The sequence below is a fragment of the Marinococcus tarijensis genome (assembly GCF_054971385.1).
The window spans coordinates 1-18,538 of sequence record NZ_JBQOJA010000025.1 but is presented as its reverse complement, the minus strand read 5'-3'; the positions used below and the strand labels follow the sequence as shown (position 1 = coordinate 18,538).

The window sequence follows — 18,538 nt, the reverse complement described above, 5'->3', positions numbered from 1 at the left end:
ATGGTTCGCATGGATCATGCTGCTCTTTGGGCCAAGGATATTGACGCATTAACAGACTTTTATGTTACGTATTTGGACGGAACAGCCGGCGCGCGCTATCACAATTCGTCCAAAGCATTCACGTCCTATTTCATTTCCTTTCCATCGGGAGGCCGGTTAGAGGTCATGCATCAGCCTCATCAACAGCTAGACACCTCGATCGGAACGACGGGATGGGCTCACCTTGCCTTTGGATTAGGATCCAGGCAGAAAGTGGACCAATTGACTCGCCGGCTGGAACAGGCGGGCTACCCTGTTGTTGATGGCCCGCGCACGACAGGTGATGGCTACTATGAGAGCGTCGTTCAAGACCCGGAGCACAATTTAATTGAACTAACGGTATAGTCCAGACCCTGGCCCCGATATGAAAGGCGGTGGAACTATGATGATGACTAATGTTCGAGTACAATTGCTTCGAGGGCTGCAGGCAACCAACACCACAGCATTTGTTCACCGTGCTCTTGCTTACAGCAGTACCATTACCATCGAGAAGCAAGGACGCGCTGCCGATGGAAAAAATATCATGGCCTTAATGGATTTATATGTTCAGGAAAACGATCATGTACGCCTCTTCACGCACGGAGACGATGAGGCTCTAGCGCATACACGGCTCCGCTCTTTTTTACAGGGCGGCGAACTAGAGAACCATCGACACATGGACCTCGAGGGCTGAGCGTCATGCTCACCGTCGCATGCATGCACTTGGAGATGGATGGTGATGTTCTATGTTCTACCGATCTTGGGCATCATGTTGAAAGAAAAATTAAAAGACCAAGAAAAACGATTTTCCAAGTTTCTCACGAATACGGATATTACTTATTATATTGAGACACAAATTAATAACTTCCGATTAAGATAGATTATGTGGAACCATTGATTTGATTTCAACGAAGGGAGTCAGGATTCAATAAAAAACCTATGGCCAAAAATAATTTTAATATTTTTGTTGTCTATATCAACAGATACAAGTAATTCGCCGGCTTATAGCGTGTTATAATAGCGTTTGTCGCCCATTCCTTTCAGGCGAACATCGTTTGAAAGGGGGTGTAACGGTGCTTTATTTGTTGTTGCAGGATCTTTTGTTCCCGATCCTCGTGTTAATCATAGGGAACAGTTTCGTTTATTGGCTAAGTAAACGGAACAAACAGTGAATGGGCGGCGATTAGTCCACAAAAAACCCCTAGGTAGTGACGTACCTAGGGGTTTCGTGTAACGATGCTTTATTGTTGTTGTACATTAATAATAGCATAGAAATATTAATGAGAAAAGTGCAGAGTGGATAGTTCAGAATTGACCCTAAGGAATGTTCTAATTCCCAAGAATTGATCTTGCAGCGCTCTTTGTTTTGAGATATTCTTTTTCCTTTTATTGGATGGTATCATGACAAAAGAAAATAGAGATTTGTGCTTTTCATGATGGGCTGGCAATGGTTAGGAATGTGATAGTTTTTACGAAAAGGAGCGGGAAATGATGGAGAATATCGAGGAGCTTATTAGCGACGAATCGTTGAAAAAGTATGCCGAACTTGCGGTACGAATGGGAGTCAATGTACAGAAAAATCAATTAGTGGTGATACATAGTGATATCAAGCATGCCACATTTGCTCGTTTCGTCCAACTGGCAGCCTATGAGGCTGGGGCTTCCAAGGTAGAAATGGACTGGGGGGATGAATGGTCGGTCCAAGCATTTTACCTTCATGCCGCCGATGAAGCTATTGATCACGTTCCCAATTGGAAGCTGGATCGAGTTAACGAGTGGGACGATGCGGGGGCTGCGTACATTCATCTCATTTCTGAAAGCTTCGATGTCTTTAAGGATGTTTCTATCGAACGGATCAGTCGCTATCAAAAGATCGCACCAAACTGGAAAATTATTATGCAAGGATGAGATCCCACGAGGTACGCTGGTGTCTTTTGGCTGTTCCTTCCTTCGGATGGGCGACGAAAGTATTTCCTCATCTAAGGAAAGAAGAAGCTCTGGAGTCGTTATGGCAAGTCCTCTTACGCGGGGCTCGGGCGGATAGAACGCATCCGATTGATGATTGGAAAGATCATGATAGAGCCTTCGAGTCCCGGAAAACGTTTCTCAACGATCATCAGTTTGACGCTTTGCATTTTACCAATAGCCAGGGGACCGATTTGGTCGTCGGCATGCCGAACAATCACGTCTTTATCGGCGGGGGAGTGACAGATACCAAGGGAGTACCGTTCTACCCGAACATTCCTACGGAGGAAATATTTTCTGCACCACATAAAAATAGGGTGAATGGTAGACTCGTAGCCACAAAACCGCTTGTCTTTGAGGGAAAGGTTATCAACGATGTTTCCCTTACCTTTCAAGATGGACGAATAACGTCCTATGCTGCGACCAACGGACAAGAAGCTTTACAACGTCTAATCGAAACAGACGAAGGTTCTCATTATTTAGGGGAAATTGCCCTGGTCTCTAGCCATTCACCTCTTGCTCAGACGAATACGCTTTTTTACAACACCCTGTTTGATGAAAATACGGCCTGCCATATTGGCATCGGAAACGCCTCCCCGTCTAACCTGCAGCATGGTAGCAGTCTATCGGAAAGGGTATTGAAGGAATCCGGACTGAACACGTCTCTTCTGTTGGTCAATATGGCCTTTGGGACCGAAGATATGAAGGTGGTGGGTATCGAAGAAGACGGAACGGAAGTTTTGTTAATGAAAGACGGAGGCTTCCAATTCTAATCAAGAGGGTTAGAATGTAATATTCCGGCGCATCAGGCAAAAGGAATTGTTCCACCATTCTCACCTCCGTAGATAGTATGGCCGCTCTGTTTCTAAAATGTTCATATGAATAAAATGTATGAATGGAGATAAAACCATACATAAAGGAGAAAGGCGAATGATTGGGGAAAAAGGTGAATCTCATCTGATTAATGTGCAACCGTTACGCACCCAAGAAGATATTAAAGACATGATCAATGCCCTGCGCCGGGGCAACAAAGCCACCCAGAAGCGAAAGGATCTCGCGGAGCGAGATGTGTTGTTGTTTTTAACGAGGATCAATACCGGCCTTCGGGCCGGCGACCCGGCTCGGCTGAAAGTCGGCGACGTCCGGACGGACGCCTGTTACCTGCAGGAGCAGAAAACGGGCAAGAAACAGTACATTGGGATTCGCCGTGAGGAGATCAATTGCAACCACGAATGGTTTCGATTGGATTAAAAGAAGAAGTGCAAATGTCTTTGAAGACAACTTTAATTATTTAGCTATTATTGGTTATGAATGAGCGCAGGAACCTATTGGTGCTTTTGCTTTGATCGCCCCCTCCCTTTTTCCTTATCAAAAGCAGAAGCCCCTGCTTTTTAACAAGCAAGGGCTTCTTTCGATCAATCATTTTTCAAATATATCACTGCGCTGTTCGCCTTCGTGATAAATCGGCGGAGGCTCATGACGGAAACCAACCGCTTTTAGATAGATGCACGTATGATCCTCGTTGTATTTATAAATCAACCGCATATCAGGCTTCGCTCCTTTGGTCCCCCGAACATGGGGAGAAGAAAACCATTTGCAGGAATAATACTCTTGGGCGGCCAACCGGCCATGCTGAAGAGGCTTGGACGCTTGATAAGGTGACCGTTTTAAACGCTCAATTTCTTGTTCCAATTGCTGGAGCAGTTGGTGAAAAGACGTTTCTGGATCGGAGACGGCCGGTGCTTGATAGAGCTGATGATGAATGCGGGGGAGATCCTTCGCCAACCAGGCCTCGTGGTATTTTTCTTCCATTAGATGCTTACCGCGATGTCTCCTGATGAGAAGCGTACCACTCGGATAACGACATGCTTTCGGGCTTCGACGTCCACTGCTCGGGTGCTTCGTCCGGATCTTGGCGTTGCCCATATCGGTGTTCCATCTCCAGGCTTTCCACTTTTGCTTCTAGCTCCTCCAACCGATCAATCAGTTCGTTATACGTCTCAATATCCAGCATCGTTGCCTTCGTCACATTATTAAAATTAAACGCCAGCTTGCGTTCTCTTTCCAACATTTCTAATAGTTTGGTTTGAGAGATGGTCCGTAACTCATTGGCCGCGTGAATCTGTTGCGAATTAAATTCTTTCGTGACCATGTCTCTCACTCCTTTCTTCCTCCTACCTGGAGAGCTTTTGTTTATTATATCGCACAGCAGCCGAAATGCCTATATATATGCACAATTATTTGAACATATTTTTGTGAAAACTTCTTTCGATCGAAAAATCTCTGAACAGGACTGGGGAATGGTCATGTATGACGAAAAAAACCAGCGGGGGCTTTAAAGTCCCCGCTGGCGGCTTAGCCATTATTCTCCAGATTGATTCTTTTTCATTTTGCCTTCGATCTTTTCCAATTGCCGTTGAGCAAAACCGCGACCACCAATCCCAAAGGAAATGGCAAAAGCAACAGCTAGACCGCCGAGAATTAATAAAAATGCCATGTTGACGATCATAGAAGCAAATTGCAATTGATCAAAGATCATGAAGCCGGCGACGACCCAAATCACGTACTTGGCAATAAGGCCTGAACCAGCGCTACTGGTGGTGCGCTGAATCAGCGAAGCAGCCATCTGCCCCCCTATCATAGCAAGGACCAGAATGATCAGGGCGCTGAAAACCAATGGCAAATATCCCAGAATGGTATTACCAATTTGATTAAGTACGTCAAACTGCAGGGTATTGAAAGCCTCAATCACAAAGAATAGGAGAATAAGTACCCGCACCGTCTGACTAATGATATTGGCAGCATCAATTTGACGAGCTTTTGGTGATGCGCTTCCTACATACTGTTGGTATAGCGAATTCACTCCTGCATTCTTTAACAAGCTGTACAATAAATCCACGACAACTTTGGCTATCAAATATCCGATTGCGAGCAGAATAATGGCGACAGTGATAGTAGGAATAGCTGCGAGAATCATATTCAGCATATTCGACACTGGAGCAGAGACAGCTTCAATTTGCAGCGCATCAATGCCGGTGGTAACAATCGGCAGCAGGATAAGCACAAATAAAATATTCGCCAACAGCTTAGACAGCGAGACATTGTCCTCGGCGTTTTCCGACTGCTTCATCATACGTCGAAACCGTTGATCAATGTGCAGGCTATCCAATAAGCCAGCCACAAGATCGCGAATGAACCGAGCAACAAAATAGCCAACTACAATAATAATGGCAGCTGCTAAAATATTCGGTAGAAAGCCAAGCAGCTTATCCATCATGTTAGAGATAGGGTTAGATACAGAAGCCATGCCAAGCGCGTCTAAAATTCCGGGCAAAAACAAGATAAATACCAAGTAATAGACGGCCTTACCGATCGAAGCGGCCGGTCCCTCCTTTTTGGAGGATCGTTCCTCGCTTTGCGCGGAAAGCTTGCGCTCCAACCCTGATTTTTGGATAAGCTTGCGTACGCCCGCACTGATAATCTTGGCGACCACCCAGGCCACAACAAGTAATAAAAGAGCGGCGATAATACCGGGGACCGCATTAGCGATCTGGGTCAAAAAACTGGTGAGAGAATCTTGCCATGCACTCATAAAAAATGCCTCCCTAAACCAAAAATTTTAGTACAAATACTGGCAACACTTGCCAGTATATTTATATGTATTTACAATCAAACGATATACTAAACTCGTTTGTATGAAATCTTCCATAATTAAATCTGTTCCATTTAATCTTGAAGAATCCTTAGCATGCAATTGAAAGATGAGATATTGGCCATTGGAATAAGTATCAGGAGAAAGGAGGAGCTATAATGAGAGATACGCAGCACGAACAGGAATTGCTTCAATTATTTAAGACGAATCCAGACCAATGGGAGCCTTCTCGATCAGGAGATTTGAGAGCTTTTTATAACCTCTATACGGAGGGAAAAGTAAGCTTCGAGGAAATTGTGCGAATAAATCAAGGCGTGAAGTATATACGTCCGCGCTGTATCAATGAAAACAAAAGGAAGTTTCTTTAAGTTTTGAAAAAATAGTAACAGCGACTTCAAAAAGACTTGCGGGGAGCGGGGATTGTAAGATCTGTCGTTTGGGTGAATCTACATGTAGACGGTTTAGCCAGGTGGTAGAGCTTTTTCTGTCCAGCCTTCGATGTCTTTTTTCTGGCACCCCTGCACTAAAAGCACCTTTGGCAGACGTACAAGCTGCTAAAGGTGCTTTTCTTTCCTTATATGCAATTAAATCTGGAAATTTAAAACAAGCCACCGAGACCGGAATCTCCCATTATCGACTTCGCGGAGTTCATTAGTTCATCTTTTTCTTCCTCGTTAATTTCTTTATCCTCATATGCCTGTTTGACTTGGCCGAGTAATTCTTTCGCCTGTTCTGGATCTGCGTTACTGATTTTGTCTTTTAATGCTTCAAATGTTTCGCTCATGGATTTAATACCTCCTTAGGGAATTTTTCGCTATACATCTACCCTGGAATAAAATAGGCGAAACTTAAAAAGCAAATTCAAGCACTAGAAATCATACCTTATCAACACAAGCTTCCGGAGAGTACTGGTCGCTTAATCAAGAGAGGCAATGGAACGCCCTGAATCTGATGATAACGACATTGGAATGTATTCCCATTGCCGGCACCGAATATCTTGGATCTAATAAGAAACGTGCCTCTTATATTTTATGGAACGATTGTTTTGCAATCAATATACTGTAGGCCAACATAAAATCAATATATTTGAAACAGCAGCACCTTAAACCTCAGTGGTTCACTCTTTTTTGTTTGGCATAGATGGTCGAACGGGGGACGCCTGTCACTTTTACAATATCATTCACGCTCATCTTATTAGTGGCACGGTTTTCGAATAGTTGGAGGGCTTGCTGCACAGCTTTGTCCGGTTGACCCGGACGCCCCATGTGCTTCCCTTGAGCTTTGGCCCGTTCTCGTCCTTCTGTGGTACGCTCCCGAATTAGGTCGGCTTCAAACTGCGCAAAACTCCCCAGCACATTGAACAGTAGCGTCTGCATGCTATTAGTGTCCTCTCCGGCATGAAATTCCATATTATCTCTCAGAAATAAGACGGAAATGCCTTCGGCTGCCAGTTCATGCACGATGTTGTTGAGATCGATGATCGAACGGGCCAGGCGGTCAATTTTTGTCACCACCAGGGTGTCACCAGTACGGGCATACTGAATCGCTTCTCGCAGCTGCTCCCGTTCAATGGTCGTTGTGCCTGTCACTTTCTCGGTAAAGATTCGATGGCAGCCGGCTTCATCCAACAACTGCTGCTGGGAACTGAAATCCTGGTGAAAGGTCGAAACGCGTGCGTAACCAATACGTTGGGGCATGGGTGTCCCTCCAAAATGTCTAAAAGTCTACTAGGTATTGTACACCTCATTATAGACGAACTTTTAGACAGAAAACACCCCGTTTTTAACGATAAAAACGGGGTGTTCAGGGCATTGTCTAGAAGTTAAAACTTTAAGACATTGATTTTTTTAGAAACACAGATAAAAGATCTTTTATTTTTGACTATGTACAAGATGTCCACCCCCAAGAAAACTACCCTAGAAGGGGATGAACGTTGTTTATGGAACGACAGAGGTATCCTCATGATCGATGTGCCCATTGTCTAAATAGATGACTCGATCACAGTAAGCAAACAAGCGGGTGTCATGGGTTACCATGATCGCCGCTTTCTTCGATTCCTTGACCTGATGGCGAAGGGTTTGAACGACCTGTTCTCCGCGTTCACGGTCTAAACTAGCCGTTGGTTCATCAGCCAAAATTAACGAAGGATCATTCATCCAGGCTCTTGCAATCGCGACACGCTGCTGCTCTCCGCCAGATAAGTGCCGGGGAAAGTGATGCTGCCGATGCTCGAGCCCAAGCATGTGAAGCAGTCGTTGGATTCGTTGATCCATGGTTGGCTTTGTCAGGCCCGCAAGTTTGCCAACATAGCGAAGCTGGTCCGCCGTTTGTAAATAAGGTAACAAATGGGCCGATTGAAAGATAAATCCGATGTCCTGTAAACGAAGCTTCGTTTTTTCTTGAGGATTTAAGCGAAGAACGTCTTTTTTATTAATCGACAGCGCTCCTGACGTTGGCTGAAGCAAGGCTCCTGCCATGGAAAGCAAGGTGCTTTTGCCCGATCCGGACGGGCCGGTTAAAGCCACAAACTCCTGGGGGCGCAAAGCGATATCAATGTGTTGAACAATAGGCTGCTGATCGGCTTGAGCCTGAAATTCGATTTGTTCCATGGTTAATACATCATTCATGCCTGACCACCTCCAATAGCTTTTAACGGATCAATGCGAATCACTTTGACCAAGGATAATAGAGAACCCAACAACGCGACGAATAAGAAGAGCCCCGCCAACAATAGGACGGTTCCTAAAGACAAGGAGAAAGGGATCGCTGCCGGTAAAACGGCAGCCATTCCTGCCGTGACTGCTACACCGACAATGATACTGACGGTCGTGAGCAGCAGAACCTGTAGGATCAATGATATGCCCAATGTTTTAGACGTTGCCCCAATAGCTTTTAAAATCCCAAACTGGGACAGCTTTTGAATCGTCATAATGTAGTAAAAAGCCGCCAATACAATGGACGAAATGAGAAATAGAAAAACGATCATGGTCTGAAGCGACGTCTGCTCGGAAGTATAACCGGGAATGCCTTCAAAAGAAGCACGAATATCCATGACTTCAGCATTCTGCAGTTGAGCATTCACTTGTTCCGGAAGTGCATGGTCTAAGATGACCGCACTGATCGGAAGCTCTCCTTGCTTCCAGGCAGAATCCCGAACGTGCAGCACCGGCGTATGGCTGTACCGCTGGTTTTCTGTAAATCCACTAATGGTTACTTCTGTGCCGCCTGGCCGCTCCAGCGTATCACCTAGGCGGAGGCCGTCATCTTTGGCGGAATGATCAATCACAGCTTCGGTATCATCGGCAGGAAGTTCGCCGTCGGTCACTGAAGGAGCTAGGTCACTGCTTAAGTCCATATACATTTCGGCGACGTCTACGTCCTTTCCATGACTTTGAGCCGTTCCTTGATGAAGACTCAATAAATGAGCTTCCGGTCTATCCTGTAATACCTCCAGATCATGGTCGGAAAGGGCCGAACGTGATAACTGCTTCTCGGCTTCAGCTTCGAGCACTATTTTCTCGGCTTGCTTATCCATGTATTGCATGCTGGAGGCATTGTCGGAGGCTAATCCCTGCGCCAGCCCTGAAATCGACAGCACCAATACCGTTAGTAAAAAGATGACCAATCCAATCAGGCTGAAACGTAATTTGGCATAGGTTAATTCACGCCAGGCTAAAAACATGATGAGCTCCTTTCTTTTTCGCTTTCTGGTGTTTATCGTAAACCAGAAAGATGAACGCAATATGAATTACGAATCGAAAGGAGTGGATGGAAGAACCACGGTAAACGTAGCTCCTTGACCTTCCGTGCTCGACGCGCTGATGAATCCGTGGTGACGCTCCACAATTTTTTGGGCGATCGATAGGCCAAGACCGTTGCTTTCATACGATCGACTTCGAGCTTTATCCGCTCGGTAAAATCGTTCAAAGATAAATGGCAACACCTCAGGCGAAAGACCAGGCCCCTCATCTTGAATGGTCACGACCACGTCCGTTGAACGAGGCTCCAGCCGGATAACTATCGACCCCTCCATCGGCGAATGACGGATGGCATTGGCAAACACATTCATCCAAACTTCATACAGAAGGACTTCATCCCCCTCAAGGATCGTTGGAGGAACGTCGATATCGACAAAAATCTGTTTTTCCTGGCATTGATAAGCCATGGATTGAACCATGGTTTTTAACTGCTGATCGAGCGCATAGGGGGCAACCGCCAATCGTTCTTCTTCCTTATCCAACGATGCCAGTATTAGCAGTTGCTTTCCCAGCGATGACAGTCGCCGGCTTTCCTGGTGAATCGTGCTCGCGTACATTTGTTGTTGCTCCGGCGACAGCTGATCATGTTCCAACTCTGCCGCCATTCCTTGAATAGTGGTCAGAGGGGACTGAATCTCATGCGAAACATTAGCGACAAATTCCTGACGCATGTATTCTAGTTGTTCTAATTCTCGACTCATTTGCGAAAACTGTTGGGCTAGTTGACCAATTTCATCTTGGCGCTGAACCGGCACGGGCGGAGAATAATCTCCTTTGGTAATACGTTTGGTAGCTTCCGTGAGCTTTACAAGCGGACGAACCAGATAGCGTGTACTGATGAGGACTAACAAAACACTGATCCCAACCATCCCTCCAAATAGAAAGGCTAAAAAGTATCGGAATTCGCCCAATTGGTATTCGATATCCGGACGAAGAAACATCGCATACGTCTCGCCCTGAATCTCCACCGGCACACCAACGGTATTGGTCAGCTCATTATCAAAAAAGCCTGTAACCAACGGGCCAAACGGATGATTTTTGACGCCATGATACGTGTCACCGGCAAGGACGTTCTCAATGTTCTTGGAAGAAAGGGTGGACGAGCGAAACGATGATCCAAAAAAACGTCCCTCCTCCTCAGCAGACGAAAATAAAGCAACTTGAAACCCTGTGTCACCCACCTGTTCAAAATACGTTTGGGTATTGATGGACGGATGATGTTCATAAAACTGTTGAACCTGTTGAGCGGTTTGCGTGATACGTTCATCGTTCTCCGGCTTTAATTGATAATGATAGTATATATTGGTTCCGAGAAAGGCGATAAAAAAACTAACGGCCATGACGACGAGGGTCGTGAGCACGACCCGGGTATAAAGGGTCTTCATTCCAGGACCTCCAGGCGATACCCAATGCCGCGAACCGTTTGAATATCAAAACCGGGATCCAACCGACGGAAACGCTCTCGCAATCGTTTGACATGGACATCGACGGTCCGTTCATCTCCTTCAAATGTGGAGCCCCAAATATACTCTATTAATTCTTCCCGGGAATACGTTCTTTTGGGGTAGCTAGCTAACTGAACAAGCAACTCAAACTCTTTCAACGGCAGGAGCAAGGCTCGATGACCGATGCTGACCTCATACGTCTTAGTGTTAATGCGTGTTCGCCCCACCTGAATTCGTTCTTGGGCGACTTGCTGATATCGCCGTAAAACAGCACGAATGCGAAATAATAATTCTTTACTCTCAAAGGGCTTCGTGATGTAATCATCGGTGCCCGATGCGTACCCTTGTTCTTTATCTTCGATTTGGTTTTTCGCCGTTAAGAGAATAACAGGAATACCATAGTCCTGGCGAATGCTTGTCGTCAGTTCAAATCCGTCGGTGCCAGGCATCATCACATCAACGAGCGCAATATGAACATCATGGTCATCGAGAATCGCCCAGGCTTCCTTAGCATGGTTAGCTTCGTAGACACGGTAATTTTCTCTTCGCAAATAATCACCGGTAAAGGTCAAAATGTTCGGATCGTCATCAACCAACAAGATGGATAGCATAGAAAACACTTCCTTTTTAGACGTCTCGGCTAATCATTATACTCAAGTACACGTGGAATACCTATAACGAAAAGGAAAAAGAGAAAATTCTGAATGTATGCTAACGCAGATATTATTTCTACTGATCTCCTATGAAGAAAACCGCTGCACCGAATATGACCCAACGACAAAAAGCTTTCATTTTTCGTGAGGATTCTTTCGATGCTAAAACCTCAATGTCAAAAAATGCAAAATATATAAAGGAGATATTATATTTATTTCGATAGAAGGGTGATGGTTAAAAATGAGAATAATAGAAACATTCCTTGAGGATGAAATAGTTATGGAATTTTTATTATATGGTCGAGATCCTTTGGTATGTAGACATTTATAAAAGATTATCGGCATCAAAACTCCGATAACAGATTAACTTTTTCTTCTTATCAATTACTGATAATCGTGATTATGTTAGCGGGATTTCTTTAAATAACACAAAGCATAAAACCAACCGATGGCTCGCAAAGATCCACCGGTTGGTTTTATTTCGAGTCAAGTATTGGCAAAAGAAAACATGTGTTAGCTCTAATACAATTAAATAATTAGATAAGAAGAAAGGGAATTATTGGGCTGTGAAGCCACCATCAATAACCAGTTCAGCCCCAGTAATAAAGCTTGCTTCCTCCGAAGCTAAGAACAAGACCGCTTGCCCGACTTCTCGAGGTTTTCCTAAACGCCTCAGGGGAGTGGCTCCCACCAGTCGCTGAAGCGTTTCTTGAGATTCCTGCAGCCCTTTCGTCATCGGCGTTTCAATTGCCCCGGGGAACACAGCATTGACTCGAATGCCACTGCTGCCGTATTGCACACTCGCCGCTCGAGAGATGGCCCGTACCGCTCCTTTGGAAGCAGTGTAAACATTCAGCCCCATGCCGACCTGAGCGGTGTAACTAGAAATATTCACAACGGACCCTTCTTGACGTTTTTCCATATAAGGGACCACGTGCTTCATACCGGCGAAAGCGCCGAAGCCGTTGATGTTCATCATTGTTTCCCAATCAGCGGCCTCTATCTCCTGGATAGTTTTCTCACTGGAAATACCAGCGTTATTGACCAGGACGTCAATGCGCTGATACTTTTGATAAACGTCATCAGCTAACTGCCGCCAGTGATCTTCGTTGGAAACATCCACATATCTAGCGTCAATACCTTCTTTAGATAAGTCGTTCAGCCTCTGCTCACTCACGTCTGCCGCGATGACTGTAGCCCCTTCGGCCTGAAACATGAAAGCCATTTCTTTTCCTATGCCCGAAGCGCCACCTGTAATCATAACCACTTTATTATCAAAACGTTCCATTGCACCTTCTCCTTCATGTATCATTATTTTATGATAGTTTAAAAGCACCGTTAAACATTCTTTCTCTCGTCATTAGTGTTTCGGTTGATCCTTTCCCAATAGGATGCAGTCTAACAAGATATGATTAAACGAAAAGGAGACCACCATCAATGGCCATAAAAATTCTCATTTTAGGGCTCTTAGAGGAGACTCCTTCTCATCCCTATGAAATGAAACAACGATTGCAGCAGCATGGATGGGATCAAATTTTCTCCCTCACAGATGGCAATCTTTATCACGCTACCCGGCAGTTACAAAAACACGAATACATTCAAGCCGTGAAAAGCGAGAAACACAACAAGCGGCCGAGCCGCACCATTTATCAAATAACTGCGGCTGGATTCGAGCATCTGCAAACGAGTATTCTCGAGGTGTTTCAACAACGAAGAGATGAGGCAAAGGCGTTATATCCAGCCTTATTGTATATTCATCTTGTTCCTACAGATCCGGTGAAACAAGCGATACAAGCGTGGATCGAAGAACTGGAAATGATTGAACGACAGCACAACAAGTTAAAAAGTTCTATACCTGAGCTAATAGCAGACCATTATGTTTCTTACCATCAATTTCAAAAAAATTGGTTAGAAAGAGTATGGCAAGTACTTGAGGAGGGTAAGCTTTAATAAGCAGACCAGCCTCCATCTGCTGGAATAACGGCTCCATTAAGAAAAGAAGCATGTTCCGATCCTAAAAATAAAGCAATATGAGCGATCTCCTCCGACGTGCCTGCTCGTGGCATTAGATTCAATCCTTTGGTAGCTGCCTTCATTCCGTAGGTATCTGGAGTTTTTCCGCTTTGGGTGATAGCTGTGGGCACTTGACTGGGAGCAATGGCGTTGGCTCGTATATGCTGATCAGCATAATGGGCTGCTATATTTTTAGTCATGCCGACCACCGCATGCTTGGAAGCCGTATAGGCTAAGCCACCTCGACCTCCAGTAAGCCCTGTAATCGAAGCCATATTTACGATTACGCCTTGTTGCTGCTGTTGGAACAGCTCCAGCATTTTTCTGGTCACACGCATTGTGCCTGTCACATTAACATTGAAGACGTGTTCCCATGTATCGCCGGGGACACGGTCCGCGGCATCCATATTATCCATAACGCCAGCGTTATTAATCAGAATATCAATACGGCCAAAGTTCTCATAAGCATTGGTGATAGCGTGCTGCACATCGTTCTCGATGGTCGAATTCATTGGGATCGTCTGAATCATCGACGGGCCGTATGTTTGGGCAAATGCTTCTTGCGTTTCCCGTAGCGCCTGCTCGTTGATATCGGCCAGCACGATGTTAGCTTTTGCTTGCCCATAAGCCTCACCAATGGCTTTGCCAATGCCATTAGCTCCGCCGGTAATAAATGCAACTTTTCCTTTAAGATCCGGATACATAGGCCTTCCCCTTTCGTCTTGTTTCCCTTAAAATTAACATAGATTATATACTTTGCGCAAAGTATATAATCTATTGGACTGAATATAAGCAATAGTTTGAGGTGTATGATGAAACAACAAAAATGGACCGTATGGACGGTTGTTAGTATCAATTTTCTTTTTTTGCTTAATCAATTTTTGCTGATTACAGCTTTCCCTACCATCATGCAGGAATTTCAAGTTAATGCTACCGAAGTTCAATGGCTAACCACTGCTTTTTTACTGACGGCGGCCATCATGATTCCTATTAATGGATATTTCGTGGATCGCTTTACGCTCCGATTCTTGGTATTAGTGTCTCTTGCTTGTTTTTTGGTGGGAACGGCGGCTGGTATTTTGGCACCGTCCTTTCTACTATTAGTCGTGGCACGGATTATTCAAGCAATTGGCGCTGGCATTATGCTCCCGCTGGCCCAAACGGTTCTTCTATTGGTTTATTCATCGGAGAAACGCGGCCAGGCCATGGGTATTTTAGGATTGGTCATGAACGTAGCACCGGCGATAGGGCCGGCAATGTCCGGTTTGATCATTGATCTCTGGGACTGGCGCATATTGTTTTGGATGATTTTGCTCCCGCTTATAGGGTTAATAATTATTACTTATTTGTTTCTACAAAATATAACAGAAACAAAAGCCGCTCAATTCGACGTGTTCTCGTTTATCCTATCAAGTATCGGATTTGTTGCCTTCTTATTAGGTGTAAGTATGATTAATATGTATTCCTTCGAGGACTTGCGGGTGATAGGTACGATCAGTTTAGGCGCCGGGGCGTTTGTATGGTTCGGGTATCGCCAACTCCGTCTTTCCATTCCTTTGCTTAATATAAAGGTCTTTGCTTATGGTCCGTTTTTATTCGCTACTCTGTCGATATTTTTGATCTCGTTGTTATTACTCTCCGCAGAAACGTTAATTCCATTATTTGCCCAAAGTGTTCAGGGGCTATCTGCTTTTACCTCGGGCATGATTCTGATGCCGGGGACGTTCATGCTGGCTTTATTTTCTTGGATTAGTGGCCTGTTATATGATCGTTACGGAAGAAAGGTGATTGGCGCGGGTTTTATTCCTCTGTTGATTTCGGTCGTGATGTTTAGTTTGTTTCAGCCAACGACCTCCTTTCTCACCGTCACTGTCGCATTCATGTTTTTCATGTTAGGTATCAGCATCACCATGATGCCTCAGGTAGCATTTGCGATGAACCATTTACCAGCTTCCATCATGCCTCATGGGACAGCGGTGATTAATGCTCTTCGCCAATTTGCCATGGCGATTGGGGTGACGGCGTTGACAACGATTGTGACGGTTTCCAGTCAGGGGCAGAATTTATACGAAGGCACGAGAAATGCGTTTTTGACCATGGCTGTATTAAGTGTACTAGCGTTGGCCTTTTTTGTGGTTAGTAATAAAGGGAATAAGCAAGAGGAGACTTAGCAAGAATGGTCAAAGCCATGATGTTTAAGACGTTGCCAGTTCCTGATAGAGAACAATGCCTCTTAGAGAGTCATTATAAGTATGTTGCTAACGGGAGGGGTGTAAAAGATGGTTGGCACGGCGATGATACCGTATTCCTTATAAAGCGAAGAGCGGTATTTCTATAATAAATAAAAGAAAAAAACGACAAAAACCCAAAATGAATTATTTAACGGTAAAGAAAAGAAAAACGAAGGAAATAGAGACGCACGAGAAAGGGAGACACTCCGGCATTCACCATGGCATATGATTAACCCTTGTTAACAAGTATCTGGAAAAAAGAATAGAAAGGAGGAAAAACAATGGGCCCTCCATTGAAAAAAATTTATGATTCGATAGAAAAAAGGCGGGTATCGAATCCTAGTCAATGGAATTTGGCCGCAAGGGGTGACGAAGGATAAAGCTGTGGTAGATGCATGACTTAAGGAAGCCGATCCTTCCAAGCAATGGCGCCAATAGTTTGCTTATGATCCGGCGAAATTTGACGAACATAAAGAAGCATATAAGCAGGAAGTTCAGGAAAGTACGGATCAGCAAAAGGAGCTCGATCAGTTAAAAGCGTTCGTACGCAAGCCCCATAAGCAGGTAGCCTTTGAATTTGCTGCGAAGGAGAGACGTATAATCAAGCCCGGATTTTAAAGGAAACCCTGAATTGCCATCCGAAGAATTCTTATGAGGAGGGATAATGATGGAAGAGTACCTGGGACAGTGTAGCGTGTGTGGTAAAGAGATTTACTGCAGGGATGGGTTCTTTGAAGGTGTACACGAAGACGGGCGTCTGTATTGCTTTGAATGTGCCAAGTAACTACGAGAGCACTCGGTTTAGAAAATAAGCGAGGGTATACCAATCTTGAAATGTGCGTATAAGAGGCTCCTTTTATAACCAAAAAGATACTTCTCGGATAAGTATTTGCGAGTGTTTTCTATCAGTGGCGTAAATGAAAAGTATACAGGGTATAAAAACTTGAGCTTTGAAGATTTTCAATCGATAAACAAAGGAGAGGACGCTCATGGATCCTATACATCGAACGATCCAATTAGCCGAACAAAATGTCGAACAAGGAGGACGTCCTTTTGCTTGTGTTATTATGAAGGGCGACAAGCTTTTGGCTGAAAGTGCTAATTAAGCGGCCCAAACGCAGGATCCAACAGCCCATGCGGAAATCTTGGCCATTCGTGAAGCTTGTCAAAAAGAACAGACCGAGCATTTAACGGATTGTACCATCTATATTCTGGCCAGTCCCTGCCCTATGTGTTTAGGCGCGATATATTACTGCAGCCCCAAGAACGTCGTATATGTGGTAGCAAGAGAAGAGTACGAACCATTTTACCGTGATGACCGCAAATATTTTGAACTGGATAATTTTTATGAAGAATACTGCAAGCCAATGGAGCAACGACGGCTGCCGATCCAGAAACATTTCCTTCAAGAAGGCGTGAACGTCTATAAACAATGGAATGCTAAGCATGGTACCAAGTATGCTACCTAGAGTGAGAAAATAAGCGCCGAAGGCCGAAGTACTCTCATGTGTGTTAGTAGTCAAAATCCTAAGAAATAAAAATCTATTTTCCCAGTGGAATTGGTATGGAGCTTCTTTTTTGCGTTGGAACGAAGACCGCTACTATATTTACCAAGTAAACGGTAAAAAATGCGCTCTAAACAAGAATATCCCTATAGCTCTCTAAACTGAAAAGATTATTACTTTCTGTTGAACAAAATGCCTCCTTCTTTCCAAATAAAAGAAGGAGGCATTTTATTAAAAATAGTTAGTCAAACGCTTGGCGGATTTTTGGTTTGAGAGTAGAAATAAATAGATGGTTTGCTTTTGGTAACAATGTTTTCATAGAAGCACCAAATGGGTTAGAACCCCTGAATGATCACGCGAATGAGGGTAATGTAATAATAGTTCTTTTGATAGAAAGCCTTAGGAGAAGGGCGCTTCCTGCAACATCCGTTCAATTTGTTCTTTATGACCTGTTTCATCATCAATTAGGTCGTCCAATTTATTTCGGAGTTCGATCATACCTAAGCTTTCAGCTTGCTGGCGGCGTTCAAGGTACCGATCAATGGTGGCTGCTTCAGCATTTCGAGCGTTTTCGAGCATTTCTTGCACTTGAAAGGTTTGGGGTACATCGGCAGGCGCTGTTACAGGCGTTCCGCCAAGTGTTCGAATTTTAGTTGCCAAATACTGGGCATGGGCTTGTTCATCTCCGATCTCGGCTTCAAAAAAGGTTCTTAGCATCGGGGTGTGAATCCCGGAGACGACGGCTGCATAATTCGTGTACATGATGGCCGACGCATATTCGTTAGCGAGATCCACATTGAGTCCATCGATAAGTTGCTGGACATCTTGATTTCTTTGGTTCGTTCGTTCCATAGGATGAAGCCTCCTTCATAATTGGTTTCTTTTCCTTTATACCCTGTAAAAGCAGAGACTTACACTTGATTTCATCGAATGGGGGAGGCAGGGCGAGCATAAAACAATGACTCTTTTTCTTTTCCCCATAGAAGTTAGTGCTATATGGCTTTTAATGAAGGGGCTGTTTGTTGCTCTTATTTCTTTTTTTTAGGTTTTGGAAACCCGTAAGCCTCCCCAGTCGTGTATCGGACATCCGCTTCCCACGGTAATCGGTATGTTCCCTGTTGCAAGTCTTCCATATACGTATAAGGGGCGTCGGTCACTCCCTGGTCGACGGCCACGTACCCCCTGTTTGATGCAGAATAGAAATACATAACCGTGCAGGCAAAACGTACATCATTCAAGGCATAAAAAAAGCCTTGCCAGCATCAACAAAACCTCGATACCTTTGTTAGGGACCAACC

18 protein-coding genes and 2 pseudogenes are annotated in these 18,538 nt (G+C 44.6%); 8 read left to right on the top strand and 12 right to left on the bottom strand.

Annotated elements, in window-relative coordinates; translation table 11 throughout:
* From ACTTK7_RS13170 to ACTTK7_RS13155, 4 genes and pseudogenes are all read left to right on the top strand, one after another.
* Positions 1–384 carry a VOC family protein gene (locus tag ACTTK7_RS13170; protein ID WP_462868544.1) on the top strand — a complete coding sequence of 128 codons (384 nt, stop codon included), beginning with the start codon at positions 1–3 and terminating at the stop codon, positions 382–384.
* A 40-nt stretch (positions 385–424) separates the two neighbouring features.
* A complete protein-coding gene (locus ACTTK7_RS13165) occupies positions 425–712 on the top strand; it encodes an HPr family phosphocarrier protein (RefSeq protein WP_462868543.1) in 288 nt (95 codons plus the stop codon).
* A 794-nt stretch (positions 713–1,506) separates the two neighbouring features.
* Positions 1,507–2,756, top strand: a pseudogene (locus tag ACTTK7_RS13160) (aminopeptidase).
* A gap of 157 nt (positions 2,757–2,913) precedes the next feature.
* The gene (locus tag ACTTK7_RS13155) at positions 2,914–3,234 is read left to right on the top strand and encodes a site-specific integrase (protein ID WP_462868542.1); all 321 of its coding nucleotides are present in this window, start codon (positions 2,914–2,916) and stop codon (positions 3,232–3,234) included.
* Positions 3,235–3,402: 168 nt separating this feature from the next.
* On the opposite strand, the gene ACTTK7_RS13150 is transcribed toward ACTTK7_RS13155, so the two are convergent.
* The 3 genes from ACTTK7_RS13150 to ACTTK7_RS13140 all read right to left on the bottom strand — a co-directional run bounded on the left by ACTTK7_RS13150 (position 3,403) and on the right by ACTTK7_RS13140 (position 5,575).
* Complete coding sequence (locus tag ACTTK7_RS13150; protein WP_462868540.1) at positions 3,403–3,795, bottom strand: hypothetical protein; 393 nt, start codon at positions 3,793–3,795, stop codon at positions 3,403–3,405.
* A 7-nt stretch (positions 3,796–3,802) separates the two neighbouring features.
* Complete coding sequence (locus tag ACTTK7_RS13145; protein WP_462868539.1) at positions 3,803–4,144, bottom strand: hypothetical protein; 342 nt, start codon at positions 4,142–4,144, stop codon at positions 3,803–3,805.
* 201 nt (positions 4,145–4,345) lie between these two features.
* Positions 4,346–5,575, bottom strand: coding sequence for a mechanosensitive ion channel (locus tag ACTTK7_RS13140; RefSeq protein WP_462868538.1), 1,230 nt, complete (start codon positions 5,573–5,575; stop codon positions 4,346–4,348).
* Positions 5,576–5,793: 218 nt separating this feature from the next.
* Here ACTTK7_RS13140 and ACTTK7_RS13135 point away from each other — a divergent pair, with 218 nt between their 5' ends.
* Positions 5,794–6,003 carry a hypothetical protein gene (locus tag ACTTK7_RS13135; RefSeq protein ID WP_462868536.1) on the top strand — a complete coding sequence of 70 codons (210 nt, stop codon included), beginning with the start codon at positions 5,794–5,796 and terminating at the stop codon, positions 6,001–6,003.
* 230 nt (positions 6,004–6,233) lie between these two features.
* On the opposite strand, the gene ACTTK7_RS13130 is transcribed toward ACTTK7_RS13135, so the two are convergent.
* The 7 genes from ACTTK7_RS13130 to ACTTK7_RS13100 all read right to left on the bottom strand — a co-directional run bounded on the left by ACTTK7_RS13130 (position 6,234) and on the right by ACTTK7_RS13100 (position 12,779).
* Positions 6,234–6,419 (bottom strand): hypothetical protein, encoded by a 186-nt coding sequence (locus ACTTK7_RS13130; RefSeq protein ID WP_462868535.1) that lies wholly within the window; start codon positions 6,417–6,419, stop codon positions 6,234–6,236.
* Positions 6,420–6,744: 325 nt separating this feature from the next.
* Complete coding sequence (locus ACTTK7_RS13125; protein ID WP_462868534.1) at positions 6,745–7,332, bottom strand: recombinase family protein; 588 nt, start codon at positions 7,330–7,332, stop codon at positions 6,745–6,747.
* Positions 7,333–7,572: 240 nt separating this feature from the next.
* Positions 7,573–8,262 (bottom strand): ABC transporter ATP-binding protein, encoded by a 690-nt coding sequence (locus ACTTK7_RS13120; RefSeq protein WP_462868532.1) that lies wholly within the window; start codon positions 8,260–8,262, stop codon positions 7,573–7,575.
* Entirely contained in the window at positions 8,259–9,317 is a 1,059-nt protein-coding gene (locus tag ACTTK7_RS13115) for an ABC transporter permease (RefSeq protein WP_462868531.1), read from the bottom strand. Before ACTTK7_RS13115 ends, ACTTK7_RS13120 begins: the two co-directional genes overlap by 4 nt.
* Before the next feature lie 66 nt (positions 9,318–9,383).
* Positions 9,384–10,778: a sensor histidine kinase gene (locus tag ACTTK7_RS13110; RefSeq protein ID WP_462868530.1), complete on the bottom strand. Its 1,395-nt coding sequence runs from the start codon at positions 10,776–10,778 to the stop codon at positions 9,384–9,386.
* The gene (locus ACTTK7_RS13105) at positions 10,775–11,449 is read right to left on the bottom strand and encodes a response regulator transcription factor (protein WP_462868528.1); all 675 of its coding nucleotides are present in this window, start codon (positions 11,447–11,449) and stop codon (positions 10,775–10,777) included. Before ACTTK7_RS13105 ends, ACTTK7_RS13110 begins: the two co-directional genes overlap by 4 nt.
* Before the next feature lie 598 nt (positions 11,450–12,047).
* Positions 12,048–12,779 carry an SDR family NAD(P)-dependent oxidoreductase gene (locus tag ACTTK7_RS13100; RefSeq protein ID WP_462868527.1) on the bottom strand — a complete coding sequence of 244 codons (732 nt, stop codon included), beginning with the start codon at positions 12,777–12,779 and terminating at the stop codon, positions 12,048–12,050.
* A gap of 149 nt (positions 12,780–12,928) precedes the next feature.
* Between ACTTK7_RS13100 and ACTTK7_RS13095 the strand changes: the two genes are divergently transcribed.
* On the top strand, positions 12,929–13,441 hold the full coding sequence (locus ACTTK7_RS13095; RefSeq protein WP_462868526.1) for a PadR family transcriptional regulator: 513 nt from the start codon (positions 12,929–12,931) through the stop codon (positions 13,439–13,441).
* Here the strand turns inward: ACTTK7_RS13095 and ACTTK7_RS13090 are convergent.
* Positions 13,438–14,208: an SDR family oxidoreductase gene (locus ACTTK7_RS13090; RefSeq protein WP_462868524.1), complete on the bottom strand. Its 771-nt coding sequence runs from the start codon at positions 14,206–14,208 to the stop codon at positions 13,438–13,440. The two genes, ACTTK7_RS13095 and ACTTK7_RS13090, sit on opposite strands and share 4 nt — an antisense overlap.
* Positions 14,209–14,316: 108 nt before the next feature.
* Here ACTTK7_RS13090 and ACTTK7_RS13085 point away from each other — a divergent pair, with 108 nt between their 5' ends.
* Together ACTTK7_RS13085 and ACTTK7_RS13080 are read left to right on the top strand one after the other, a co-directional pair.
* Positions 14,317–15,675: a DHA2 family efflux MFS transporter permease subunit gene (locus ACTTK7_RS13085; RefSeq protein WP_462868523.1), complete on the top strand. Its 1,359-nt coding sequence runs from the start codon at positions 14,317–14,319 to the stop codon at positions 15,673–15,675.
* A 1,184-nt stretch (positions 15,676–16,859) separates the two neighbouring features.
* Positions 16,860–17,204: pseudogene (locus ACTTK7_RS13080) on the top strand (nucleoside deaminase); the annotation flags it as partial.
* Positions 17,205–17,639: 435 nt separating this feature from the next.
* On the opposite strand, the gene ACTTK7_RS13075 reads toward ACTTK7_RS13080, so the two are convergent.
* Positions 17,640–18,092, bottom strand: coding sequence for a ferritin-like domain-containing protein (locus ACTTK7_RS13075; RefSeq protein WP_462868521.1), 453 nt, complete (start codon positions 18,090–18,092; stop codon positions 17,640–17,642).
* Between the last annotated feature and the right edge of the window lie 446 nt (positions 18,093–18,538).